Origin of the sequence: Thauera sp. (assembly GCF_047601425.1) — a bacterium.
GTDB lineage: Bacteria > Pseudomonadota > Gammaproteobacteria > Burkholderiales > Rhodocyclaceae > Thauera.
Genome location: NZ_JASGJL010000002.1, coordinates 305641 through 328769 on the forward strand (window position 1 = coordinate 305641; position 23129 = coordinate 328769).

Annotated in this window: 28 protein-coding genes; 19 read left to right on the plus strand and 9 right to left on the minus strand. The window is 67.2% G+C overall.

All coding sequences use genetic code 11. From position 1 onward, the window contains the following. Nucleotides 1-2: 2 nt before the first annotated feature. Nucleotides 3-431 (minus strand): RNA polymerase-binding protein DksA, encoded by a 429-nt coding sequence (gene dksA, locus QM748_RS17930; RefSeq protein ID WP_415248348.1) that lies wholly within the window; start codon nt 429-431, stop codon nt 3-5. Between the two features lie 376 nt (nt 432-807). On the opposite strand from dksA, the gene QM748_RS17935 reads away from it, so the two are divergent. The 11 genes from QM748_RS17935 to ureG all read left to right on the plus strand — a co-directional run bounded on the left by QM748_RS17935 (nt 808) and on the right by ureG (nt 9553). Beyond that, entirely contained in the window at nt 808-1683 is an 876-nt protein-coding gene (locus QM748_RS17935; RefSeq protein ID WP_415248349.1) for an outer membrane protein OmpK, read from the plus strand. A gap of 113 nt (nt 1684-1796) precedes the next feature. Then, complete coding sequence (locus QM748_RS17940) at nt 1797-2369, plus strand: TetR/AcrR family transcriptional regulator (protein WP_415248350.1); 573 nt, start codon at nt 1797-1799, stop codon at nt 2367-2369. A 165-nt stretch (nt 2370-2534) separates the two neighbouring features. Then, nucleotides 2535-3383 (plus strand): DMT family transporter, encoded by an 849-nt coding sequence (locus QM748_RS17945; RefSeq protein ID WP_415248351.1) that lies wholly within the window; start codon nt 2535-2537, stop codon nt 3381-3383. 49 nt (nt 3384-3432) lie between these two features. Beyond that, nucleotides 3433-4053, plus strand: coding sequence for a class I SAM-dependent methyltransferase (locus QM748_RS17950; protein WP_415248352.1), 621 nt, complete (start codon nt 3433-3435; stop codon nt 4051-4053). 251 nt (nt 4054-4304) lie between these two features. After that, entirely contained in the window at nt 4305-5174 is an 870-nt protein-coding gene (locus tag QM748_RS17955) for an urease accessory protein UreD (RefSeq protein ID WP_415248353.1), read from the plus strand. A 42-nt stretch (nt 5175-5216) separates the two neighbouring features. Then, entirely contained in the window at nt 5217-5519 is a 303-nt protein-coding gene (gene ureA, locus QM748_RS17960) for an urease subunit gamma (RefSeq protein ID WP_415248354.1), read from the plus strand. 10 nt (nt 5520-5529) lie between these two features. Beyond that, nucleotides 5530-5913 carry an urease subunit beta gene (locus QM748_RS17965; protein WP_415248355.1) on the plus strand — a complete coding sequence of 128 codons (384 nt, stop codon included), beginning with the start codon at nt 5530-5532 and terminating at the stop codon, nt 5911-5913. Nucleotide 5914: 1 nt separating this feature from the next. Further along, entirely contained in the window at nt 5915-7621 is a 1707-nt protein-coding gene (gene ureC, locus QM748_RS17970) for an urease subunit alpha (protein ID WP_415248356.1), read from the plus strand. 53 nt (nt 7622-7674) lie between these two features. Then, the gene (gene ureE / locus QM748_RS17975; RefSeq protein WP_415248691.1) at nt 7675-8202 is read left to right on the plus strand and encodes an urease accessory protein UreE; all 528 of its coding nucleotides are present in this window, start codon (nt 7675-7677) and stop codon (nt 8200-8202) included. Between the two features lie 8 nt (nt 8203-8210). Further along, nucleotides 8211-8924 (plus strand): urease accessory protein UreF, encoded by a 714-nt coding sequence (locus tag QM748_RS17980; protein WP_415248357.1) that lies wholly within the window; start codon nt 8211-8213, stop codon nt 8922-8924. Further along, nucleotides 8921-9553, plus strand: a complete 633-nt coding sequence (ureG, locus tag QM748_RS17985; RefSeq protein WP_415248358.1) for an urease accessory protein UreG — start codon at nt 8921-8923, stop codon at nt 9551-9553. The genes QM748_RS17980 and ureG overlap by 4 nt, the downstream gene beginning before the upstream one ends. A 35-nt stretch (nt 9554-9588) precedes the next feature. Here ureG and QM748_RS17990 read toward each other — a convergent pair whose 3' ends face one another. Continuing rightward, a complete protein-coding gene (locus tag QM748_RS17990) occupies nt 9589-10104 on the minus strand; it encodes a YkgJ family cysteine cluster protein (RefSeq protein ID WP_415248359.1) in 516 nt (171 codons plus the stop codon). A 136-nt stretch (nt 10105-10240) separates the two neighbouring features. Here QM748_RS17990 and QM748_RS17995 point away from each other — a divergent pair, with 136 nt between their 5' ends. From QM748_RS17995 to QM748_RS18005, 3 genes are all read left to right on the plus strand, one after another. Next, a complete protein-coding gene (locus QM748_RS17995) occupies nt 10241-10771 on the plus strand; it encodes a DUF3617 domain-containing protein (RefSeq protein ID WP_415248360.1) in 531 nt (176 codons plus the stop codon). A gap of 126 nt (nt 10772-10897) precedes the next feature. Then, nucleotides 10898-11254 (plus strand): zinc-ribbon domain-containing protein, encoded by a 357-nt coding sequence (locus QM748_RS18000; protein WP_415248361.1) that lies wholly within the window; start codon nt 10898-10900, stop codon nt 11252-11254. A 13-nt stretch (nt 11255-11267) separates the two neighbouring features. Continuing rightward, complete coding sequence (locus QM748_RS18005) at nt 11268-12254, plus strand: TIR domain-containing protein (RefSeq protein ID WP_415248362.1); 987 nt, start codon at nt 11268-11270, stop codon at nt 12252-12254. A 15-nt stretch (nt 12255-12269) separates the two neighbouring features. Here the strand turns inward: QM748_RS18005 and QM748_RS18010 are convergent, their stop codons facing one another. Then, the gene (locus QM748_RS18010; RefSeq protein WP_415248363.1) at nt 12270-12617 is read right to left on the minus strand and encodes a DUF1840 domain-containing protein; all 348 of its coding nucleotides are present in this window, start codon (nt 12615-12617) and stop codon (nt 12270-12272) included. A gap of 29 nt (nt 12618-12646) precedes the next feature. Next, nucleotides 12647-13204, minus strand: a complete 558-nt coding sequence (locus QM748_RS18015; RefSeq protein ID WP_415248364.1) for a hypoxanthine-guanine phosphoribosyltransferase — start codon at nt 13202-13204, stop codon at nt 12647-12649. Nucleotides 13205-13366: 162 nt separating this feature from the next. Here QM748_RS18015 and upp point away from each other — a divergent pair, with 162 nt between their 5' ends. Continuing rightward, nucleotides 13367-13999, plus strand: coding sequence for a uracil phosphoribosyltransferase (gene upp, locus QM748_RS18020; protein WP_415248365.1), 633 nt, complete (start codon nt 13367-13369; stop codon nt 13997-13999). A gap of 21 nt (nt 14000-14020) precedes the next feature. Here the strand turns inward: upp and QM748_RS18025 are convergent, their stop codons facing one another. Genes QM748_RS18025 through QM748_RS18035 form a run of 3 tightly spaced genes read right to left on the minus strand, consistent with a single transcriptional unit; the run spans nt 14021 to nt 15100 of the window. Beyond that, nucleotides 14021-14374 carry a YqjK family protein gene (locus tag QM748_RS18025; RefSeq protein ID WP_415248366.1) on the minus strand — a complete coding sequence of 118 codons (354 nt, stop codon included), beginning with the start codon at nt 14372-14374 and terminating at the stop codon, nt 14021-14023. 13 nt (nt 14375-14387) lie between these two features. Continuing rightward, a complete protein-coding gene (locus QM748_RS18030; protein WP_415248367.1) occupies nt 14388-14780 on the minus strand; it encodes a phage holin family protein in 393 nt (130 codons plus the stop codon). Between the two features lie 8 nt (nt 14781-14788). Next, the gene (locus QM748_RS18035; RefSeq protein ID WP_415248368.1) at nt 14789-15100 is read right to left on the minus strand and encodes a DUF883 family protein; all 312 of its coding nucleotides are present in this window, start codon (nt 15098-15100) and stop codon (nt 14789-14791) included. A gap of 274 nt (nt 15101-15374) precedes the next feature. On the opposite strand from QM748_RS18035, the gene rquA reads away from it, so the two are divergent. Then, nucleotides 15375-16082, plus strand: a complete 708-nt coding sequence (gene rquA / locus QM748_RS18040; protein WP_415248369.1) for a rhodoquinone biosynthesis methyltransferase RquA — start codon at nt 15375-15377, stop codon at nt 16080-16082. Nucleotides 16083-16093: 11 nt separating this feature from the next. Here rquA and QM748_RS18045 read toward each other — a convergent pair whose 3' ends face one another. After that, nucleotides 16094-16876: an exodeoxyribonuclease III gene (locus QM748_RS18045; protein ID WP_415248370.1), complete on the minus strand. Its 783-nt coding sequence runs from the start codon at nt 16874-16876 to the stop codon at nt 16094-16096. Nucleotides 16877-16891: 15 nt separating this feature from the next. Between QM748_RS18045 and pyrE the strand changes: the two genes are divergently transcribed. The 3 genes from pyrE to QM748_RS18060 are packed head-to-tail and all read left to right on the plus strand — an operon-like array spanning nt 16892 to nt 19025. Beyond that, nucleotides 16892-17560 (plus strand): orotate phosphoribosyltransferase, encoded by a 669-nt coding sequence (pyrE, locus tag QM748_RS18050; RefSeq protein WP_415248371.1) that lies wholly within the window; start codon nt 16892-16894, stop codon nt 17558-17560. Further along, nucleotides 17541-18221 (plus strand): hypothetical protein, encoded by a 681-nt coding sequence (locus QM748_RS18055; protein WP_415248372.1) that lies wholly within the window; start codon nt 17541-17543, stop codon nt 18219-18221. The genes pyrE and QM748_RS18055 overlap by 20 nt, the downstream gene beginning before the upstream one ends. A 12-nt stretch (nt 18222-18233) precedes the next feature. Continuing rightward, on the plus strand, nt 18234-19025 hold the full coding sequence (locus QM748_RS18060) for an NAD-dependent deacylase (RefSeq protein WP_415248373.1): 792 nt from the start codon (nt 18234-18236) through the stop codon (nt 19023-19025). Between the two features lie 113 nt (nt 19026-19138). Here QM748_RS18060 and QM748_RS18065 read toward each other — a convergent pair whose 3' ends face one another. Further along, a complete protein-coding gene (locus QM748_RS18065) occupies nt 19139-23029 on the minus strand; it encodes a DUF3683 domain-containing protein (protein WP_415248374.1) in 3891 nt (1296 codons plus the stop codon). Nucleotides 23030-23129 lie beyond the last annotated feature (100 nt).

The window sequence follows — 23129 nt, forward strand, 5'->3', positions numbered from 1 at the left end:
CTTCAGCCGCCCTGCATCTTGCGCCGGGCCTCGTGGATTTCCTGCGCCTCGACGCTCAGCGTGGCGGTCGGCCGCGCCAGCAGGCGGGGAATGCCGATCGGCTCGCCGGTGTCCTCGCACCAGCCGTAGCTGCCGTTGTCGATGCGGGCCAGGGCCTCGTCGATCTTGTGCAGCAGCTTGCGTTCGCGGTCGCGCACGCGCAGCTCCAGGGTATGGTCTTCCTCGAGCGAGGCGCGGTCGGAAGGGTCGGGCGTGCTCTCGAATTCCTGCAGGTGCAGGGTGGTGCGGTGGGCGGATTCCAGCAAGGCGTCACGCTCGCGCTCAAGCAGGGCGCGGAAGAAGGCCAGTTGCCGCGCGGACATGTAGTCGTCGGCCGGAGCCTGGCGAATCTCGGCTTCGCTCGGCAGGGAGTCGGTGGCGGTCGCATTCATGGTGTTTCCTCCTTATGGCTGCGCTGTGTGCCGAACCTGGGTTCGCGCGCCTTGCGGTCGAAAAAGCCCCGACACCATACACGTCTATCGCACCGCGTGGCTGTGGGAATTTCCTCGATGTGCGTGCTTCGTCCGTGCATGGGCTGCGCAATCACGCATTGCATGTGCAATTGGCATGGTTTGTGCATTGCAGCAGGATAAACGCTATCAGGCAAGCCTGATGTGCTCTATCACGACTGTGCGATTTCCGTGTGTGAAGTGTGCTGTTAACTTGAGAGAAGCGCACGTCAAATCGTCCGCCAGCTTGTTTGACAGTGACTCGCCCGATTCTCGTTCAGCTTTTTCCTGCCACCCGCACCTCTCCCCGGAGCCCAAAATGACAAAGAGACAACCCCGCGGTAAGACGCTCGCCATCGTCTGTGCCTTCGCCATCCTGCCGGCCGTCGCCCAGGCGGCAACCTGGAGCGACACTTTCATCGGCTACCGCTACGGCACCGATTTCCACGAGCCCAGCAATACCGAGAAGGTGCGCAAGCACGTGCTGCAGCTGACCCATGCCAGCGGCCATTCGATCGGCCAGCATTTCGTGAACCTCGACGTTTTCCAGTCCGACGACAAGGATCCGACGACGCGCAACGGCAGCAACGGCGCCACCGAGTTCTACCTGACCTATCGTCACCAGTTCCATCTGAGCAAGATCTTCGACCGCAGCCTCGCCTTCGGTCCGGTCAAGGAAGTCGCGCTGACCGCCGGCTTCGACCTCAACACCAAGAACACCACCTTCGCGCCGCGCAAGCGCCTGCTGGTCATCGGCCCGACGCTGAAGTTCGACGTGCCGGGCTTCCTCGACGTCAGCCTGCTGTACGGCAAGGAGTGGAACCACTGCGGCCTCGGCTCGCCCGCCTGCCCGAAGAGCGACATCACTTTCGACCCGCAATGGATCCTGAGCGCGGCCTGGGGCATCCCCTTCAATGCCGGTCCGGTGCCGCTGAAGTTCCAGGGCTTCATCAACGTCAACAGCGAGAAGGGCAAGGACTACGCCGGGGTCGAGACCAAGACCGAAACCCTGATGCGCACTTCGCTGATGGTCGACGTCGGCCAGATGGCCTGGGGCAAGAAGAACACTTTCCTGATGGGCGTGGGCTACGAATACTGGCGCAACAAGTTCGGCAACCATGCCTTCGCCAATGGCGACCAGAAGCCGGGCATCAAGACCACGGCGCCGATGTTCCAGATGGAACTGCACTTCTGAGGGGGCGCAGAAGCGCTTGATCGGAAACGGGGCGATTGCCCCGTTTTGTTTGCCTTGATTGCCTATCAACTAGTAGGTAGTATCACGCCGGCCAATCCGACACGAAGCATTCGATGAGCGCTCCAGATACCCGCGAAGCCTTGCTGCAGGCAGCCGAGTCGCTGCTGCGCTCGAAGGGCTATGCTGCTTTCAGCTATGCCGACCTGGCTCAGGAGGTCGGCATCCGCAAGGCAAGCATCCACTACCATTTTCCTGCCAAGGAAGATCTGGGCGTGGCCGTGGTGGAGGCCTACGTCGCAGGCGTCGTGCAGACTTTTGCCGGCATCGAGGCGGAATCCGCCGCGTTGGCGGATCGGCTGAAGGCCTTCGCCGGCTTGTTCACTGCGGGCAACAGGCAGGGCCGGTTGCCGCTGTGCGGTGCGCTGGCGGCAGAGATGGCCGTGCTGCCGGAGCGGCTGCAGATACTGACCCGGCGCTTCTTCCTGCTCCAGATCGACTGGCTGGTGAAGGTGCTGGACGAAGGCACGAGGCGCAGCGAGATTCCGCGGGGCACCGACACCAGGGCATGTGCCTGCCAGCTCCTGAGCCAGATGGAGGGGGCGAGCTTCGTCGGTTGGGTGCTGGAAGACGCGTGCCGTTTCGATACCGCCATCCTGCTGCGCATCGCGGGCGTGGAAGAAGCCTGAATACCGCATCCCGAACATCACCAGACGATCGCGCCGCCGATACGGGGGCGGACAAGGTCGCAGACATGAGGCAGGCACCGTGCCGCCCTCTTCGAGGAGACACAATCGATGAATGGAAACGAGACCGCGGCATCGCCCGCTGACCCAGGGCTGAGAAGGCAGGCCATGTTCGTCGTGGCGCTGACGGCCGCCACCATGCTGGCTTTCGCGGCGAACTCGCTGCTCACCCGGCTGGCCCTGCAGACGACGTCCATCGACCCGACATCCTTCATCGTCGTCCGCCTCGCCTCGGGCGCGGCCATGCTGGCGCTGATCGTGATGCTCCAGCGGCTGCGGATGCCAGCGTTGCGGAAGTCGTGGCCATCCGCCTTGCTGCTGTTCATCTATGCGGTGGCTTTTTCCTTCGCCTACCGCGGCATCGACACCGGCGCGGGCGCGCTGCTGCTGTTCGCCAGCGCGCAACTGACGATGATCGCCTACGGCTATGCCCGCGGCGAGCGCGCCAGCCTGCCGGGCGTGCTGCTGGCGATCGGGGGGCTGGTGGCTTTCCTGGCGCCGGGCGCGTCGGCGCCGGCGCTGCTGCCTGCCGGGCTGATGACGGTTGCCGGCATTGCCTGGGGCGGCTTCTCGCTGCTCGGGCGCTTCAGCCAGGACACGCCGGTGGGCAACACTGCCAGCAGCTTCATCTGGGCTCTGCCGCTGGCGCTCGGCCTGATGTTCCTGCAGCGCGACGCCATCCGGATGGATGGTGTTGGCGTCGCCTACGCGCTGCTGTCCGGCGCCGTGATGTCGGGGCTGGGTTATGCGGTGTGGTACTGGGTCCGGGTGCGGATGACCGCGATCGCCGCCGGTTCGGTGCAGCTGAGCGTGCCGGTGCTCAGTGCCCTGCTCGGCATGATGATGCTCGGCGAGCACCTGGGCGCGGAGCGCTGGCTGGCGGGCGCGGCGGTGCTGGCCGGCGTGGCGATCACCACCTTGTCGGCGGCCAGGCGTGCCCGGCAGCGCAAGGGCTGAAGCCTCTCCGCCGGCATCTGCCGTCTGCCCGGTGTGCCGCGGCGCCGATGTGCGCCCCTTCATGTGCGTCGAAGGGCGGGATTACCTGCGCTGCGGACGCTGCGAGGCGACTTTCCTGCTGCCCGCGCAGCGCCCGCCGGCGGCAGCCGAGCGGGCGGAGTACGAGCTGCATTGCAACGATGCCGCCGATCCAGCCTATTGCCGTTTTCTCGGCCGCCTGGCCGCGCCGCTGCTGGCCCGATTGGCGCCGGCGAGCACGGGGCTGGACTATGGCTGCGGTCCCGGTCCGGCATTGGCCGGGATGCTGCGTGCAGCCGGGCATGCGGTGGCGCTGTACGACCCCTTCTTCGTGCCGGATGCCGCCGCGCTGGCGCGAAGTTACGACTTCATCACCTGCACCGAGGTCGCGGAGCATTTCCATGATCCGGCAGCCGAATTCGCCCGCCTCGACGGCCTGCTGCGGCCCGGCGGCTGGCTGGCGGTGATGACCTGCTTCCAGACCGACGATGCCCGCTTCGCCGGCTGGCATTACCGCCGCGATCCGACGCACGTGGTGTTCTACCGCGCGGTGACCTTCCGCTGGCTGGCGGATCGTTTCGGCTGGTTGTGCGAAGTGCCGTGCAAGGACGTGGTGCTGATGAAGAAAGCGCAGGGCGGCGAAACACCGTAAGGCAAGGCGCCGGCCGCTGCGGCTTCGGCCTGCGGGCTTGGGACGCGGCAGCAGGTTCGATGCACTCGGCGGCCTTGCCTCGAGACGCCGATCGAGTTCATGCACCGAGATGGTGCAAATCTTCGGCCGCAGGCCGTCCGACTTCCTGCCATCGACCGTTCCGGTGCCGGAGTGGCGCTGAAATTTCCTTGATCGACAAGCAGATACGGCCTTCCTGCCAGTGCTGGAACGCCGTTTGCTTATCGTCCGGCATGAACGCCGTAAGCACGCCCGAAACCCATGCCCTGGCCGAGCAGCCCGCCGGCCGCGGCTGGCGGGCCGGATTGCGCCTTGGCTATGAGCGGCGCGGCGGGCGGACGGTGCTGGCGCGCCGCGAACATGTCGGACCGCTGGTGGTGCAGCGGCCGCTGTATCCCGAAGGGGATGCGGTGTGCCACACCATTCTGGTGCATCCGCCGGCGGGGATTGCGGGCGGCGACCGCCTGAGCGTCGATCTCGACGTCGGTCCGGGCGCGCATGCGCTGGTGACCACCCCGGGCGCGGGCAAGTGGTACCGCAGTGCGGGGCAGACGGGCTCGCTGGCGCAGCGCATCGAAGTCGCTGCCGGCGGCGTCTGCGAATGGTTGCCGCAGGAGAGCATCGTCTTCGACGGCGCGCTGGGCGAGCTGTCCACCGAAGTGCGCCTGCATGGCGACGCCTGCTTCGTCGGCAGCGAGATGCTGTGCTTCGGGCGTACCGCGTCCGGCGAGCGCTTCAACCATGGCGAACTGGCGATGCGCACCCGGATCGAGCGCGACCGCCGTCCGCTGTGGCTCGAACGCGGTGTGCTGGCGGGCGGCAGCGCCTTGCTAGGCGCGGCGGTCGGCATGCAGGGGCAGCCGGTCGGTGGCAGCTTCGTCGTCGCTTCGCCGCACTGTGATGGTGCATTGCTCGAATGCTGGCGCGGCATCGAAGCCGAGGCGGGTCAGGGCGCGGTGACGCTGCTGCCCGGCCTGCTGCTGGCGCGCTGGCTGGGGCCGGCATGCGAGCCGGGGCGGGCGTGGTTTGCGCGGCTGTGGGCGGCGGTGCGGCCGGTGGTGGCCGGCCGGGCGGCGCAGCCCCCGCGCATCTGGAATACCTGATCAATTGTGTAGCAGGCGGCGCCGGGCGCCGCGGAGAGGACGATGGAATTGACGCCACGCGAGAAGGACAAGCTGCTGATCTTCACCGCCGGCCTGCTGGCCGAGCGGCGGCGCGCACGCGGCTTGAAGCTGAATTACCCGGAGGCCGTGGCCTTGATCACCTGCGCGATCCTGGAAGGTGCGCGCGACGGCCGCACGGTGGCCGAACTGATGAGCCACGGCGCGACGCTGCTGAGACGCGAGGACGTGATGGAAGGGGTGCCGGAGATGATCCCGGACATCCAGGTCGAAGCCACCTTTCCGGACGGCACCAAGCTGGTGACCGTGCATGAACCGATCGTGTGAGGAGAAGACGATGATCCCCGGAGAATTCTTCGTCGCCGACGGCGACATCGAGCTCAACGTCGGCCGCGCCACGCTGAGCCTGGCGGTGAGCAATACCGGTGACCGCCCGATCCAGGTCGGCTCGCACTACCACTTCGCCGAGACCAATGAGGCGCTGGCCTTCGACCGCACGGCGGCGCGCGGCTTCCGGCTGAACATCGCGGCGGGCACCGCAGTGCGCTTCGAGCCGGGACAGTCGCGCACCGTCGAGCTGGTGGCGCTGGACGGCGAGCGCGAAGTGTATGGCTTCAACGGCCAGGTGATGGGAGCGCTGGGCGAGCCCCCGCGCTCATTGCATTCGCTGCCTCCGATGGAGGCACAGGCCTCCCTCGGGACGGCCCGGCAGGAGGCCTGAGATGGCAAGGATATCGCGCCGCGCCTATGCGGAAATGTTCGGCCCGACGGTGGGCGACCGCGTGCGGCTGGCGGACACCGAGCTCGTGATCGAGGTCGAGAAGGACTGGACGATCTACGGCGAGGAGGTGAAGTTCGGCGGCGGCAAGGTGATCCGCGACGGCATGGGCCAGGGCCAGGATGTGTCGGCCAACGTCGCCGACACCCTCATCACCAATGCGCTGATCGTCGATGCGGTGGCCGGCATCGTCAAGGCCGACGTCGGTCTCAAGGACGGCCGCATCTGGCGCATCGGCAAGGGCGGCAACCCGGACATCCAGCCGGGGGTTACGATTCCGGTCGGCGCCGGCACCGAGGTCATCGCCGGCGAGGGCATGATCCTGACCGCCGGCGGCATCGACAGCCACATCCACTGGATCTGCCCGCAGCAGATCGAGGAAGCGCTGACCAGCGGCGTCACCACCATGCTGGGCGGCGGCACCGGGCCGGCGACCGGCACTTTCGCCACCACCTGCACGCCGGGGCCGTGGCACATCCATCGCATGCTCGAAGCGGCCGATGCCTTTCCGATGAACATGGGCTTCTTCGGCAAGGGCAACGCCAGCCTGCCGGCACCGCTGAAGGAGCAGGTGGTGGCCGGTGCGATCGGCCTGAAGCTGCACGAGGACTGGGGCACGACGCCGGCGGCGATCGACAACTGCCTGACGGTGGCCGACGAGATGGACGTGCAGGTGGCGATCCACTCCGACACGCTCAACGAGTCCGGCTTCGTCGAGACCACGCTGGCGGCGTTCAAGGATCGCACCATCCACACCTTCCATACCGAAGGTGCGGGCGGCGGCCATGCGCCGGACATCATCAAGGCGATCAGCCGTCCGAACGTGCTGCCATCGTCCACCAACCCGACGCGTCCCTACACGGTCAACACCATCGACGAGCACCTCGACATGCTGATGGTGTGCCACCACCTCGACCCGGCGATCGCCGAGGACGTCGCTTTCGCCGAGTCGCGCATCCGGCGCGAGACCATCGCCGCCGAGGACATCCTGCACGACACCGGCGCGTTCTCGATGATGTCGTCGGATTCGCAGGCGATGGGCCGGGTCGGCGAAGTGGTGATCCGTAGCTGGCAGACCGCGCACAAGATGAAGCTGCAGCGCGGCGCCCTGCCCGAGGACGAGGGCCGCGGCAACGACAACTTCCGCGTGCGCCGCTACATCGCCAAATACACCATCAACCCGGCGATCACGCACGGCATCGGACACGTCGTCGGCTCGATCGAGGAAGGCAAGCTCGCCGACCTGGTGCTGTGGCGGCCGGCCTTCTTCGGCGTCAAGCCGAGCCTGGTGCTGAAGGGCGGCATGATCGCGGTGGCGGCGATGGGCGACCCCAATGCGTCGATCCCGACACCGCAGCCGGTGCATTACCGGCCGATGTTCGGCGCCTTCGGCAAGGCGCTGGCGACGTCGGTGACCTTCGTGTCGCAGGCCGCGCTGGCCAATCCGGCGGTGGCGGCGCTCGGCCTGGGCAAGCCGCTGGTCGCGGTGAAAGGCTGCCGCACGGTGCAGAAGCGCGACATGGTGCTCAACGACGCCACGCCGGACATCGACGTCGATCCCGAAACCTATGTCGTCCGCGCCGATGGCGAGCACCTGGTGTGCGAGCCGGCGGACACGCTGCCGATGGCGCAGCGCTATTTCCTGTTCTGAATCCAGCCATGACGACGACCCTGACTCCAGACACCGGTGCGCCGGCCACCGGGATGCCGGCCAACGATACCCCGGCCGAAACCGCCGCGGTGCTGCTGATCGAATCGCTTTACGAGGGCAGCGAAGTGGCGGCCGAGGTGCTCGAACTCGACTTCAACTACCGTACCAAGAGCCGGCTGCGCGCGAAGCTGGTGTCGGGCGCCGAGGCCGGGCTGTTCCTGCCGCGCGGCACCATCCTGCGCGACGGGCAGAAGCTGCAGGCCAAGGACGGCCGCATCGTCGAAGTCCGCGCCGCGCCGGAAGAACTGATCGAAGCCCGCTGCGCCTCGCCGGTCGAACTCGCCCGTGCGGCCTACCACCTCGGCAACCGCCACGTCGCGGTGCAGGTCGGCGGCGACGCCGGCGGCGACTGGCTGCGCATCCAGGCCGACCATGTGCTCGAAGGCATGCTCGCCGGCTTGGGCGCGCAACTGGTGAAGCTGAATGCGCCGTTCGAGCCCGAGGCCGGCGCCTATGCCCACGGCCACCAGCATCCCGGCGATGGCAGCGGCGCACGCATCCATATGATGGCGGGGCGTTGAGCGTGGACATGTCCGCCGGTCCGCCGGCACTGAACGGCGGCCTGCTGCCGCTGCTGCGCCTGCTGCAATTGAGCAGTCCGGCGCTGCCGGTGGGTGCCTACACCTATTCGCAAGGCCTGGAATGGGCGGTGGAAAGCGGTGTCGTGGGCAAGGAGGCGGATGCCGCGGCATGGATCGGCGACCTGCTCGAATGGAGCCTGGCGCGTTTCGAAGCGCCGCTGCTGGCCTGCCAGATCGGTGCCTGGGCGCGGGGCGACGATGCCGAGGTCGCGCGCCTCAACGACGATTTTCTCGCCAGCCGAGAAAGCGCCGAACTGCGCGCCGAAACCGTGCAGATGGGCTGGTCGCTGGTGCGCCTGCTGGCCGAGCTCGATGCCTTCGCCACGCTGCCCGGCTGGCGCGAACGCCTGCTCGCCATCGACACGCCGGCCTTCCCGACCGCCTGGTCGGCGGCCGCCGCGGCCTGGCAGGTGCCGGCCGCGCAGGCGCTGGCCGCCTACCTGTGGGCCTGGGCCGAGAACCAGGTGATGGCGGCGGTGAAATGCGTGCCGCTGGGCCAGAGCGCCGGCCAGCGCCTGCTCGCCGCGCTGGGCGAGCGCATCGTGCCGCTGGTGGAGGTGGCGCTGTGCCTGCCCGAAGCGCGCTGGAGCAACTACACCCCCGGCCTGGCGGTCGCCAGCAGTCGGCATGAAACCCAATACACGAGGCTTTTCAGATCATGAACATGCATGTCCCCAACCGGCGCGGCCCCTTGCGCGTCGGCATCGGCGGCCCGGTCGGTTCGGGCAAGACCGCGCTGACGCTGGCACTGTGCCTGACGCTGCGCGACAAGTACGACATCGCCGTCGTCACCAACGACATCTACACCGCCGAGGACGCCCAGTTCCTGGTGCGCAACGAGGCGCTGGCGCCGGAGCGGATCATCGGCGTCGAGACCGGCGGCTGTCCGCATACCGCGATCCGCGAGGACGCCTCGATCAACCTGGAGGCGGTGGATCGCCTGAACGCACGCTTTCCCGGGCTGGACATCATCTTCGTCGAATCCGGCGGCGACAATCTGGCGGCGACCTTCTCGCCGGAGCTGTCCGACCTGACGATCTACGTCATCGACGTTTCCGCCGGCGACAAGATCCCGCGCAAGGGTGGGCCGGGCATCACCCGCAGCGACCTGCTGGTCATCAACAAGATCGACCTCGCGCCGCTGGTCGGCGCCTCGCTGGACGTCATGGATCGCGATGCGCGCAAGATGCGCGGCCCGCGTCCCTTCGTCTTCTCCAACCAGAAGACGGGGCTGGGGCTGGACGAGATCATCGGCTTCATCGAGCGCCAGGGCATGCTGGCCGCTGCCTGAGCTGCAGGCAGCGGGTCATCTCCGGCCGCCGATGTTCACCTTCCCGGCGCGTCCTGTGCGAACCATTCCGTGAGCGGCCGCAGTTCGCCGAGCGCGCGGAGGGCGTGGTCGATGCTGTCGTGGTTGCCCCACACCACGTCGGCCAGCTCGCCGCCGGCGACGCGTTGCTCGATGTCGCCGCAGTACAGGCCGAGTTCGCGCTGTACGTAGAAGCCGTAGGTCCGGCATGCGACCGGGCGCTGGACGTACACCGGACAGGCGCCCTCCGTCTCGTCCAGTATCGGGCACACGATGGGGCGTGACGGCGCGGTGGCGAGCCGGGCGATCCTGTCGCCGATCTCTGCCAGGCGCTGCGCCGGCAGGGTGGCGAGGCCTTGTTTCAGCAAGGCCCATTCGCCTGCTGTCAGCCGCGGGATATCGGCCAGTTGCCGGCAACAGCTGGCGCAACCGCGCGCGCACTGCCAGTCGGGGTGCGATTCACGGATGGCAGCGACACGGGTGTCGATGCCGGCGTGGAGGTGATGGAGCGGGGCGGATGTGGTGTCGGGCATCTTGCGGATGATGGATAACTTTGCTCACCAATGGAAGACGTGTGCGGATGGAGTGTCATGCCTCCGCCTGAGATAATGCTGCCGCTTCGATCATCTGCGGCCCATGGGGCCGAGCCCGCATCATAGGACGCAGTCCATGCCCATCCGTCTATCTGCTGCATCCGGCGTACTCGTACTGACTCTGGCTGCTTCCTCGCTCTCCGCTCATGCGGTCGAGGACATTCGCCCCGGCCTGTGGGAGTTCCGCTCCACCCACCTGAGCCTGGGCGGTCTGCCCGACATGTCGTCGCAGATGGCGCAGTTGCAGCTGCAGCTCAAGCACCTTCCCGCCGAAGCCCGCCGCATGATCGAGCAGGAGATGGCGCAGCGCGGCGTCAGCCTTGGCCAGGACGGCTCCGCCCGCGCCTGCATCACGCCCGAGCAGGCGCGGCAGGACACGATTTATGCGGGCAAGATGGAAGGCAACTGCACATTGACCGACGTGGTGAAGGCCGGCAACACGGTGACCGGCAAGCTCAGGTGCGCAGGGCCGGACGCGACCGGCCAGTTCCGGTCGCAGATCGACAGCCCCGAGCGCTTCACCACGCGGCTGACGATGCGCTCCGCGCAGGGCGATCTCGACGTCGAAAGCACGGCGCGCTGGCTTGCGGCCAGTTGCGGCAACTGACTGCGGCATTTCAGCCGGCCTGGCGGGAATGGCGCACCCGGCCGCCTGACCGCACAGCCGTGCGGCGGTTCATGAGTCGGCTTCCTTGGCTATACTGGGATCGACCCCAGAGCGGAGGATGCCACCATGTTCTGCCCCCAGTGCGGTAAGGAGAATGAGGCGGCCGCCCGCTTCTGCGGCCATTGCGGCGCGACCATCGGCGAATGTGCTCCCGAATCCCCGCCGGGGCCGGGACGTCCGGCGGTGCCCGGCGAGCCTGTACGCATCGTCGATCTCGCTCGTGCCGCCTCCGCTGTCTCGCCCGGGCTCAAGTGGGGGGTGATCGCCGCGAGCGTGCTGGCACCGATCGTCGGCATGGGCATGGGCTTGTATTACTGGATGCGCGCCGAGTCGCCGGAGAAGCTGGCAGTCGGCAAGACCTGGTTCTTCATCGGCCTGGGCATCACCGCTTTCTACCTCCTGCTCGGCACCGAGCAGTACTGAGGAGCCTGAACTCGTGAGCGCCCCGCTGGCCACTGTCGAACTCACCCGTCCGCGCACCGCGGTGAACGTGCTGCGCGGCTACAGCGTGCTGATCGATGGTCGCAAGGTGGACAGCCTCGAGGCGGGCGCCACGCGGCGCTACGCGCTACCGGCAGGGGGCCATGAGATCGGTGTGGCGATGGATTTCTACAAGAGCCAGCCGCTGGTGCTCGAACTGCGCGCAGGCCAGACCGTGCGCCTCGAATGCGGTGAAAGGGCGCCCTTGCTCAGCCAGGGCGGGCTGTCCTTGCGCGGGCTGGGTGCGGCGTTCGGCTCGATGCTGTCGCCGGGCGACTATTTCTACCTGAACGTCGTCGGTGACGAAGTGACCGAGATGGCGGCAACCGGCGCCGCGGCCGCCGCCATGGGCAGCATCACGCCGCCGCGCATGCAGGCGGGCGCCGAACCGATGATCTTCCTTTCCTACCGCCGCGACGACACCGAGCACATCACCGGCCGCATCCGCGACCGGCTCGGCACGCACTTTGGCGAGCATGCGATCTTCCGCGATGTCGATTCGATCCCGGCCGGCATCGACTTCGTGCGCAAGGTCGAGGAGTCGATCAGGGGCGCGCGTGCGCTGGTGGCGATCATCGGCCCGCAATGGCTTGCCGCTGCCGATCGCCAGGGGCGGCGTCGCCTCGATCAGGCGGACGATCCGGTGCGCTTCGAACTGGAAACCGCGCTCGGCCTGGGGCTGCCGCTGGTGCCGGTGCTCGTCAAGCAGGCCAGGATGCCCGGGCGCGAGGAGTTGCCGGCCTCGCTTGCAGCGCTGAGCCCGCTCAACGCCGTGCTCATCCCGCCCGAGCCCTACTTTGCCGACGGCATCAGGCGGCTGACCGCGGCGATCGAGGCGCTGATGGAGCCCGTCGCGCCGCGCGCGCCGCAGTTTTGCATCGCTTGCGGCCACCGGCTTGTTCCCGGCGTGGTTTTCTGCACCCGCTGCGGGCAGCGGGTCTGAACTTGCGGGGCTGGCTCAAGAGCCCCAGATCACCGGCACTTTTTCCTTCTGCGCGGTTTCGAGCATGTCGAGCAGCGGCCAGGCGCGCTGCGCGAGTCCGACTGGCGCCGCCATGCCGGTGCGGCCGGCTTCGCGGTCGGCGGCGGCGTCCTTTTCGGTGCGCTGGCGTTCGAGTTCGGCCTGGCGCGCGCGATCTTCCTCGATCGCCGTGCGCAGCCGGACGATTGCGTCCGCCAGCTGCTCGACCGTGACGATGCCCTGGGTGTCGGCAGCATCCTTGCCCATGATGGCGATGAGCTTCTTCGCCGAGTCGCCCAGCATCAGCACGTCGGCGCTGGCGGAAGACTTGAAGGTGTAGAGCATGGCGGTTCTCCTCGTGGTCAGGGTCGGTCTTACAGGCCTTTGACTGCGTAGATGCCTGGGGCGTTGCGCCAGTAGCCCTTGTAGTCCATGCCGCAGCCGAACAGGAAGCGGTCGGGGATGTCGAGGCCGCTGAAGTCGGCACGCATGCCGGGGCTGGCCTTGCGGTCGTGCAGTTTATGCACGAGTACCGCGGACAGCACTTCGGCGGCGCCTTCTTCCTTCAGGTGCTCGATGATGGCCTTCAGCGTATGGCCTTCGTCGAGGATGTCGTCCAGCACCAGCACGGTGCGGCCGCGCAAATCCTGCGTCGGGCGCACGCGCCAGTCGAGCTGGGTACCCTGCAGTGCGTGGCCGTAGCGGGTGGCGTGCAGATAGGCGACTTCGAGCGGAAACAGCAGGCGCGGCAGGATGCGTCCGGCGAGGATGAGGCCGCCGTTCATCACCGTATAGACCAGCGGATTGCGCTCGGCCAGGCGCGCGGTGATTTCCGCTGCCATGCGGTCGAGCGCCGTTTCCACGGTGGCGCCGTCGGCGAGACAGTCCGCTTCTTCGCGGGCACGTTTGATTTCTTCCAGATCTGCTTGCATGTCGATGAGCCGCGTGGAGTGCCTGGCGAGTGTTCGGGCTCGCCATTCTAGCGCCGAACGGGAAATGGCGTGGCCCCGAGCGCACCGGCGGCGCAACCGCTTGTGCGCGCTTCGGCTGCGCGGTAAAAGAGGCAGATCGCTGCCTTGCTGCCTGGAGCTTCCATGCCCATCCATGAAATCTGCCACCCGCTCGTGCGCCACAAGATCGGCCTGATGCGCGAAGGCGACATCAGCACGAAGAAATTCCGCGAACTCACGGCCGAGATCGCGCGCCTGCTGGCCTACGAGGCCTGCAAGGATTTTCCGCTGGAGGCGGTCGAGATCCAGGGTTGGGCGGGACCGGTCCGGATCGAGCGGATCAAGGGCAAGAAGGTCACCGTGGTGCCCATCCTGCGCGCAGGGCTGGGGATGCTCGACGGTGTGCTCGACATGGTGCCGAGCGCCAAGGTCAGCGTGGTCGGCATTGCGCGCGACGAGGAAACCCTGCAGCCGGTGCCGTACTTCGAGAAACTCGTCGGCCAGCTCGATGAGCGGATGGCGCTGATCATCGACCCGATGCTGGCCACCGGCGGCTCGATGGCGGCGACGGTCGATATGCTGAAGCGCAAGGGCTGCACGCAGGTCAGGGCGCTGGTGCTGGTGGCGGCGCCCGAGGGCATCGCGCTGATGAACGAGCAGCACCCGGATGTCGATATCTTCACCGCCAGCATCGACAGCCATCTCGATGCCAGGGGCTACATCATTCCCGGGCTTGGTGATGCGGGCGACAAGATCTTCGGCACCCGCCACGACTGATTGAATTGTGTCGGCTGACGTTCAGGCCGACAGGGCGCGCTTGAGCGATCGCAGCAGGCGCCGCAGCAAAGGAGTGGCGACGGGCAGCAGCGTGGCGAGCGGACCGCGCGCCCGGCGCAGCAGCAGCCAGCCCAGCCAGGCGCGCCGGGCCAGGCGCAGGGTGAGGCGCGGCTTGAACAGCAGCACGGTGATCAGACCGACCGACAGCAGGGGGATTTTTTCCTTTGCCCACGACAGCTGGTCGCGAACAGCGTCGAGACGGGTCAGGCCGGTTTCGACAGCAGCCAGGCGCGCCATCATGTCTTCACGCTGTACTGCGGCGCGAAGCTGCAGGCGCTGCTTGCGCAGGGCGATGTTGACGAGTCGCGAATCCATGGCGGCAAGCCGTTCAGGCGTCGTCGTCGGGGGCGCGCAAAGCCTCCCGGTCGCGGGCGAGTTCGGCGAGACTGGCCGCGAACAGCCGGCTGCCCTGCTTGAATTCGCGGGCCACGTTGGTCGCGGCGAACAGTGCGCCACCGAGGCAGATCGCGGTGGACAGGCCGAGTGCGAGCAGGCGGTGCTCCTCCCAGAACAGCACGGTCAGGAACACCATCAGGAAGACCAGGCCGAAACCCAGCAGAAGCCCGCACAGCACGATGTTGATCGCCAGGCGGGTGAGGCGCAGTTTTTCTTCCTGCACCTCGACTGCCAGCAGTTCGAGCCGCGTCTGCAACATCTGCAGCGCGGCATCGGCGATGCCGCGCAGGCGTCCTGCCATGCGCGGCTTGCGGCCCCGCTCCATCTTCGGCGTCAGCGGCGGCTGGCGAGCAGGCCGAGCAGGAAGGCGACGCCGGCGGCGACGCCCAGCGACTGCCAGGGATGCTCATGCACGTAGTCGTCGGTGGCGCGAGCGGCTTTCTTGCTCGAATCGATCAGCGCGGCTTCGGCATCGGACAGCTTGTCCTTGGCCGCGGCGAGGCGTTCGGTGATGCGGCCGCGCAGGTCGCCCAGCTTGTCGCCGGTCTGGTCGGCGGTCAGGGCAAGCAAATCTTCGGCGTCGGTGATGATGGCCTTGAGATCATCGACGAGCTTGTCTTTCGAGGGGGTTGCAGCTTTGGCCATGATGCCTCTCCTTGTTCATCCGTCATGATGATCGCGCTTCTGCGCGCCCATCCACAGGCTAACGCCGCAGGGGGGCAAAGGCAATGCGGAAGCCGGTAACAAAAATGGATGCACGTCCCGCGATTGGCGCCAATGCTGGCTGCGGAGGGTTTGTGCAGCGCAGAATCCGCGTATAGTCTCATCGACACCAACAGCCTGACGGCATCGCCCCGCTACGCCATCTGCGTGGGCTGGCGGCCAGCCGGGCAACCATGATTCCCTTTCTCCCTGTCCGATGAGCATTCGTTCCGAATCCGTGCCGCTTGCCGGCACCAGAGCGTCCGGCGTGAAGCTGCCGGAATACTTGCGCCGCACCTATACCTGGGCCTACCTGAGTCCGCGCACCATGCCCTGGCTGGATCGGGCGCCGGTGGTGTCGGCGATCCTGTGGGGCAACGCCGGCCGCCTGATGCGCTGGGCGACGGCGCAGTTCATGCCCGGTGAGCACGTGCTGCAGGCCGCCTGCGTGTATGGCGATTTCTCGCCGATGCTGGCACGGCGTGTCGGCCCGCAGGGACGCCTGTCGATCCGCGACGTGGCGCCGATCCAGATCGACAACGTGCGGCGCAAGCTCGCCGGCCTGCCGCAGGCCGATGCCGACGTCGCCGATCTCGTCGAGCCTCTGGCCACGCGCCATGACGCCGTGTGCTGTTTCTTCCTGCTCCACGAAGTGCCCGAGGCCGAGCGCCGGCGCATCGTCGCCAACCTGCTCGCGGCAGTGAAGCCCGGCGGCCGCGCGGTGTTCGTCGATTACCACCGGCCTCGTCCCTGGCATCCATTGGCGCCGGTGATGGCCGGCGTGTTCCGCTGGCTGGAGCCCTTCGCCGAGTCCCTGCTCGATGTGCCGCTGGAGACGCTCGCCGAAGAGGCTGCCGATTTCGCGTGGCACAAGGAGACCCGCTTCGGCGGTCTCTACCAGCTCGTGGTCGCGCGCCGCCGCTGAAACGGTGCGCCCTACGGCGCCCAGTCGTAGTCGACGGTCAGCGGCGCGTGGTCCGAGAAGCGCTGTTCCTTGTAGACCGCGGTGCTTTGCGCCGTGGCGGCGATGCCGGGCGTGGCGATCTGGTAGTCCAGCCGCCAGCCGACGTTCTTCGCCCAGGCCTGGCCGCGGTTCGACCACCATGTGTAGCAGGCGTCGGTGGCCTCGGGGTGCAGGCGGCGATAGACGTCGATCCAGCCCTGCTCGTCGAACAGGCGGCTGAACCAGGCGCGCTCCTCGGGCAGGAAGCCCGAGTTCTTCTGGTTGGATTTCCAGTTCTTCAGGTCGATCTCGCGGTGGGCGATGTTCCAGTCGCCGCACACCACGACTTCCTGGCCGCTGGCGGCGAGCGCGGCCATGTGCGGCAGGAAGCGGTCCATGAAACCGAACTTGATCTGCAGCCGTTCTTCCGAGCTCGAACCCGACGGCAGGTACAGCGATACCACCGACAGCTTGCCGAAGTCGAGCTGAAGGAAGCGGCCCTCGGCGTCGATGTCGGCGATGCCCAGGCCCTCGACGACGCGGTCCGGCTCGATGCGGCTGTAGATGCCGACGCCGCTGTAGCCCTTCTTCTCGGCGTGGTGGAACCAGCCCTTCATGCCTGCCGGTGTGCGCATCTCCGCGCTCAGGTCGCCTGCCTGCGCCTTCAGTTCCTGCATGCAGACGATGTCGGCCTGCTGGCGGGGCAGCCAATCGAGGTAGCCCTTGCTGACTGCGGAGCGGATGCCGTTGAGGTTGAGGGAGATGATGCGTAACATGAACACTTTCCAGAAATGCTGCACAGCAGCCGGACAGCCGTGGATTTTAGCCGGGATTTCATCGAGCTCGCCTGTCGCAAGGGGGTGCTGCGCTTCGGCGCCTTCGTGACCAAGGCAGGCCGCAACTCGCCATACTTCTTCAATGCCGGTCTGTTCGACGACGGCGCATCCTTCCGCGAACTGTGCGGCTACTACGCCCGCGCGATCCGCGCGTCGGGTGTGGCTTGCGACATGCTCTTCGGGCCGGCCTACAAGGGTATTCCGCTGGTGGCGGGTACGGCGATCCGCCTCGCCGAGGGCGGCATCGACATGCCTTTCGCCTTCAACCGCAAGGAAGCCAAGGACCACGGCGAAGGCGGCACCCTGATCGGCGCGCCGCTGAAGGGCGGCGTGCTGATCCTCGACGACGTGATCTCGGCCGGCACTTCGGTGCGCGAGTCGGTGGAGATCATCCGGGCCGCGGGCGCGACGCCGGCGGGCGTGGTGATCGCCCTCGACCGCATGGAGCGCGGCAAGGGCGCGCTGTCGGCGGTGCAGGAAGTGCGAGAGCAGTTCGGCATTCCGGTGATTGCGGTCGCGACGCTCGAAGACCTGATCGCCTATCTGGCCGGCAGCCCCGAACTTGCGGCGAATCTGGGGGCGGTGCAGGCCTATCGCGAACAGTATGGCATTGCGTCGAACTGAGATCCTGACCGGGAAGGCTGCCCTGGCGGGCGTGCTGCTTGTCGCTGCATTGACCGCAGCGGGCGGTGCAATGGCCCAGGCGCCGGGCGGGCGTGTGATCTATTGCTGCGACGTCGGCAGCCAGCCGGTCTGCGGCGACATCCTGCCGCCGGTGTGCTACGGCCGTGCCTACCGCGAGATGAGCCCATCGGGAACCCTGCGCCGCTTCGTGCCCGCGCCCTTGACCGCCGAGGAGATCGCCCAGCGCAATGCGCTGGAGCGGGAACATCGTGCCAGGGAGGCGGCCCGCCTGAAGCAGTTGCGCCTGGACGAAGCCCTGCTGGAGACCTATCGCAGCCTGGAGCATCTCGATGAGCGGCGTGACCGGGAAGTCGGTTCGCTGGACAAGTCCATCCAGGTTCTGCGCCAGCGCGAGGCCGAGCTGATCGAGCGCCAGCACAAGCTGATCGAGGAGGCCGCCCAGGCCGGCGAAGGCAAGGTCGATCCGGTGATCGAGGAGAACATCCGCAGCCTGGACGGCGAGATCATCGCCCAGCGCAGCGTGATCGACGCCAAGATGCGCGAGCGTTCGGCGATCCTCGACCGCTTCGATGAAGACCGGCAGCGCTACATCGAGCTCACCGCGCCAAAGTCTTCTGCCTTGCAGCCCAAGAGGCGTTGAGTTCCGCAAGCCATGTACCACGCTCAGTTGGACCCCGATCTGGACCGCGTCGCTTCGCTGCTGGGACAGGCTCAGCGCATTCTCTTCATCACCGGCGCCGGCATCTCGGCCGATTCCGGCCTGCCCACCTACCGTGGCATCGGTGGCCTCTACCATGACCGCCTGACGGCGGAGGGGCTGACGATCGAGGAGGCGCTGTCGGGTGAGATGATGGCGCTGCGGCCGGAAGTATCGTGGAAGTACATCGCCGAGATCGAGGCCAACTGCCGCGGCGCCCGCCCCAATACCGCGCACCGCCTGATCGCCGCGCTCGAGCAGGAAAAGCCGATGGTCTGCGTGCTGACGCAGAACGTCGATGGCCTGCATGCCGATGCCGGCTCGCGCAACCTGATCGAGATGCACGGCACGGTGCGCCGCCTGCGCTGCGACGACTGCATGAATGCGCGCCAGGTGATCGACTATGCCGGCCTGCAGATCCCGCCCGAATGCCCGCGCTGCGGCGGCATCATGCGGCCGGACATCGTGCTGTTCGGCGAGCAGCTGCCGGCGCGTGCGCTCGAGCGCCTGGAGCACGTATTGCAGCAGGGGGTCGATCTGGTGATCTCGATCGGCACCACCAGCGTCTTTCCCTACATCGCCGGGCCCGTCGTATGGGCGGCGCAGGATGGCGTGCCGACGGTGGAGATCAACCCGGGCGATACCGAGGTCAGCCGCATCGTCCGTCACCGCCTGCGCATGACCGCGAGCGAAGCGCTGCGTGCGCTATGGGATCGAACCCACCCCAGCGAAGCTGCCGAAGGCTGAGGCTGCGCTGCCCGGCGCGATGGCTGGCTCGTCCAGCCTTGCTGTAGCGGGGTCGAAGGCAAAGGGCCGGGGTCTTGCGATCCCGGCCCTTTGTTTTGCTGCGCCGCCTCTGCCTACAGCAGCACGCGCTCGATGCCGCCGTTGTTGGCCTTGCCGACGTAGTCGGGCAGCCAGTTCTCGCCGAGCAGGTGGCGGGCGAGCTCGACCACGATGTAGTCGGGTTCGACGCCGCCGGCGTCGTTGGCGTAGCGGTGCATGCCCTGCAGGCAGCTCGGGCAGGAGGTCAGCAGCTTGATGCGGGCGTTGGGATCGTCCTCGCGCAGCAGCGCCGCGCCCTTCTCGATCTCCTGCTGCTTGCGGAAGCGCACCTGGGTCGAGATGTCCGGGCGGGCGACCGCCAGCGTGCCGGATTCGCCGCAGCAGCGGTCGGACAGGTTGACGCGCGTGCCCATCAGTTCGTTGGCCACCTTGATGCCGGAATGCACCTTCATCGGCGTGTGGCAGGGCTCGTGGTACATGTACTTCACGCCCTGCACACCGTCGAGCCTGACGCCTTTCTCCATCAGGTACTCGTGGATGTCGAGCAGCCGGCAGCCGGGGAAGATCTTCTCGAACTCGTATTTCTGCAGCTGATCCATGCAGGTGCCGCAGGACACGATCACGGTCTTGATGTCGAGATAGTTCAGCGTGTTGGCGACGCGGTGGAACAGCACGCGGTTGTCGGTGGTGATCTTCTGGCCCTTTTCGTCCTCGCCGGCGGCCGTCTGCGGGTAGCCGCAGCAGAGGTAGCCCGGCGGCAGCACGGTCTGGGCGCCGACGTGGTAGAGCATGGCCTGGGTGGCGAGGCCGACCTGGCTGAACAGGCGCTCGGAGCCGCAGCCGGGGAAGTAGAACACGGCATCGCCGTTGTAGTCGGGGCCGTTGACCTTCTGCGGGTCGCGGATCACCGGAATGACCTTGTCGTCCTCGATGTCGAGCAGCGCACGGCTGGTGCGCTTGGGCAGGTTGCCGGGCATCGGCTTGTTGATGAAGTGGATCACCTGGGCCTTGACCGGCGGCTTGCCGAGCGTGGCCGGCGGTGTCTTCACCTGCGGCTGGATCAGGCCGAACTTCTTCGCCGTCTCGTGTGCCCAGCGCTGGGCCTTGTAGCCCCAGTCCATCATGCCGACGCGCATTGCCTTGATCGTCGCCGGATCCTTGACGGTCAGGAAGGCCATCGCCGCGGCCTTGCCCGGGTTGAACGACTTCTTGCCCTGCTTGCGCAGCAGGTTGCGCATCTTGATCGACACGTCGCCGAAGTCGATGTCCACCGGACAGGGCTTCTCGCACTTGTGGCAGACCGTGCAGTGGTCGGCGACGTCCTCGAACTCGGCCCAGTGCGCCAGCGACACGCCGCGGCGGGTCTGTTCCTCGTACAGGAAGGCCTCGATCAGCAGCGAGGTGGACAGGATCTTGTTGCGCGGGCTGTACAGCAGGTTGGCGCGCGGCACGTGGGTGGAGCACACCGGCTTGCACTTGCCGCAGCGCAGGCAGTCCTTGATGTCGTGCGAAATCTCGCCGACGTCGGTCTGCTCCATGATGATGGACTCGTGTCCCATCAGGTTGAAGCTGGGCGTGTAGGCGTTGTCGAGGTTGCCCTTGATCGGCCCCTGGCGCATCAGCTTGCCGCGGTTGAAGCGGCCTTCCGGGTCGATCTTCTGCTTGTAGGCCCAGAAGCTCGCCATCTCTTCGTCGGTGAGGTAGTCGAGCTTGGTGATGCCGATGCCGTGCTCGCCCGAGATCACGCCGTCGAGGCTGCGCGCCAGCGCCATGATGCGGTTGACCGCGCGGTTGGCGGTCTGCAGCATCTCGTAGTGGTCGGAGTTGACCGGCAGGTTGGTGTGCACGTTGCCGTCGCCGGCGTGCATGTGCAGCGCGACGAAGACGCGGCCGCGCAGCACTTCGCGGTGGATGTCGGCGATGCGGGCCAGGATGCGGGCGAACAGCGCGCCGTCGAAGACCTGCTCGAGCAGCGGGCGCAGCTCGGTCTTCCACGACACGCGGATGGAGTAGTCCTGCAGGCGGTGGAACAGCACCGGATCGGCGGCGCGGTTGCTGAGCTCGCCGGCCTCGATGCCGTAGCCGGCGAACTGCGGCTCGGCCTCGGCCAGCGGCAGGTCGAGGTTGTCGAGCAGCCACTGCCAGCGCCGCCGCACCGCGGCGACATAGGCCAGCGCCTGGGCGCGGTGGTCGGCGATCAGCGTCTCGCGGTTGACGATCTCGTCCTTGACTTCGAGCGGCAGCTCGCCGCGCAGGAAGGTTTCCAGCGTGTCGCACAGCTCGATCTTGTTCTGCAGCGACAGCTCGATGTTGATGCGCTCGATGCCGTCGCAATACTCGCCCATGCGCGGCAGCGGGATGACCACGTCCTCGTTGATCTTGAAGGCGTTGGTGTGGCGCGAGATCGCTGCGGTGCGGCTGCGTTCGAGCCAGAAGCGCTTGCGCTGCTCGGGGCTGACGGCGATGAAGCCTTCGGCGCCGCGGCTGTTGGTCATGCGCACGACTTCGGAGGCGGCCTGCATCACCGCGTTCTCGTCGAAGCCGACGATGTCGCCGATCAGCACCATCTTCGGCCGGCCGTGGCGCTTGGCCTTGGTGGCGTAGCCGACCGCCTTCACGTAGCGTTCGTCGAGGTGCTCGAGGCCCGCCAGCAGCACGCCGGCGAGGTTGCCGGCGCCGCCCGGCTTGAACCAGTCGGTGATCTCGACGATCGCCGGCACCGCCTCACGTACCTGGCCGAAGAACTCCAGGCATACGGTGCGGGTGATCGGCGGCATCTTGTGCAGCACCCAGCGCGCGGCGACGATCAGGCCGTCCGTGCCTTCCTTCTGCACGCCCGGGATGCCGCCGAGGAACTTGTCGGTGACGTCCTTGCCCAGGCCGTCCTTGCGGCAGTGGGCGCCGGGCATCGACAGCAGCTCTTCGCCCAGCGGCGCGTAGGTCAGGCCGTCGAAGCGGCGCAGGCGGAAGCGGGCGGTATGCTGTTCGTGGATCTTGCCGAAGTTGTGGTCCAGGCGTTCGACTTCCAGCCAGTTGCCGTCCGGCGTGACCATCTTCCACCACGCCAGGTTGTCGAGCGCGGTGCCCCACAGCACGGCCTTCTTGCCGCCGGCGTTCATCGCGATGTTGCCGCCCACACAGGAGGCGCTGGCCGAAGTCGGGTTGACCGCGAACACGCGGCCGGCCAGCGAGGCGGCTTCGGAGACCCGATCGGTGACGACGCCGGCGCCGGTGCGGATCGTCGCGTAGGGCGAATCCATCGGCTTGCCGTCGGCATCGGGCAGCACCATGTCCTCGACCGCGCCGATCGAGATCAGCTTCTCGGTATTGATCACCACCGAGTTGGCATCCAGCGGCACCGCGCCGCCGGTGTAGCCGGTGCCGCCGCCGCGCGGGATGATGGTGAGGCCGAGGCTGATGCACTCGCGCACCAGCGGCGCCATCTCTTCCTCGGTGTCGGGGTAGAGGACGAGGAAGGGGTATTCGACGCGCCAGTCGGTGGCGTCGGTGACGTGCGACACGCGGGCGTGGCCGTCGAAGCAGATGTTGTCGCGCCGGGTATGGCGCGACAGGGCTTTGAGCACCGACTTGCGCCGCCGCGCGGTATTGTCGAACCAGCTTTCGAAGCTGGCGATTGCCTCGCGGGTGCGCGCGATCAGCAGGGTCACGCGGTCGTTGCCCTGGCGGCGCTTCTCGATCTCGTTGAGGCGGTGGTTCAGTGCGCCGATCAGCGCTTCGCGACGCTCGCGGCTGTCGAGCAGGTCGTCTTCGAGATAGGGGTTGCGGCGCACCACCCAGATGTCGCCGAGGACTTCGTACAGCATGCGTGCCGAACGGCCGGTGACGCGTTCCGCGCGCAATTCGTCGAGCACGGCCCAGGCTTCGCTGCCGAGCAGGCGCATGACGATCTCGCGATCCGAGAACGAAGTGTAGTTGTACGGAATCTCGCGCAGGCGTTGGCTCATCGGGGTACCGGGGTGGCTGCTGCTGGGAAACGTGCCATTTTAGCCGACCGCAGTGCACCATGCAGCAAAAAACAAGACCTTACCCGAAGCATGGACACCT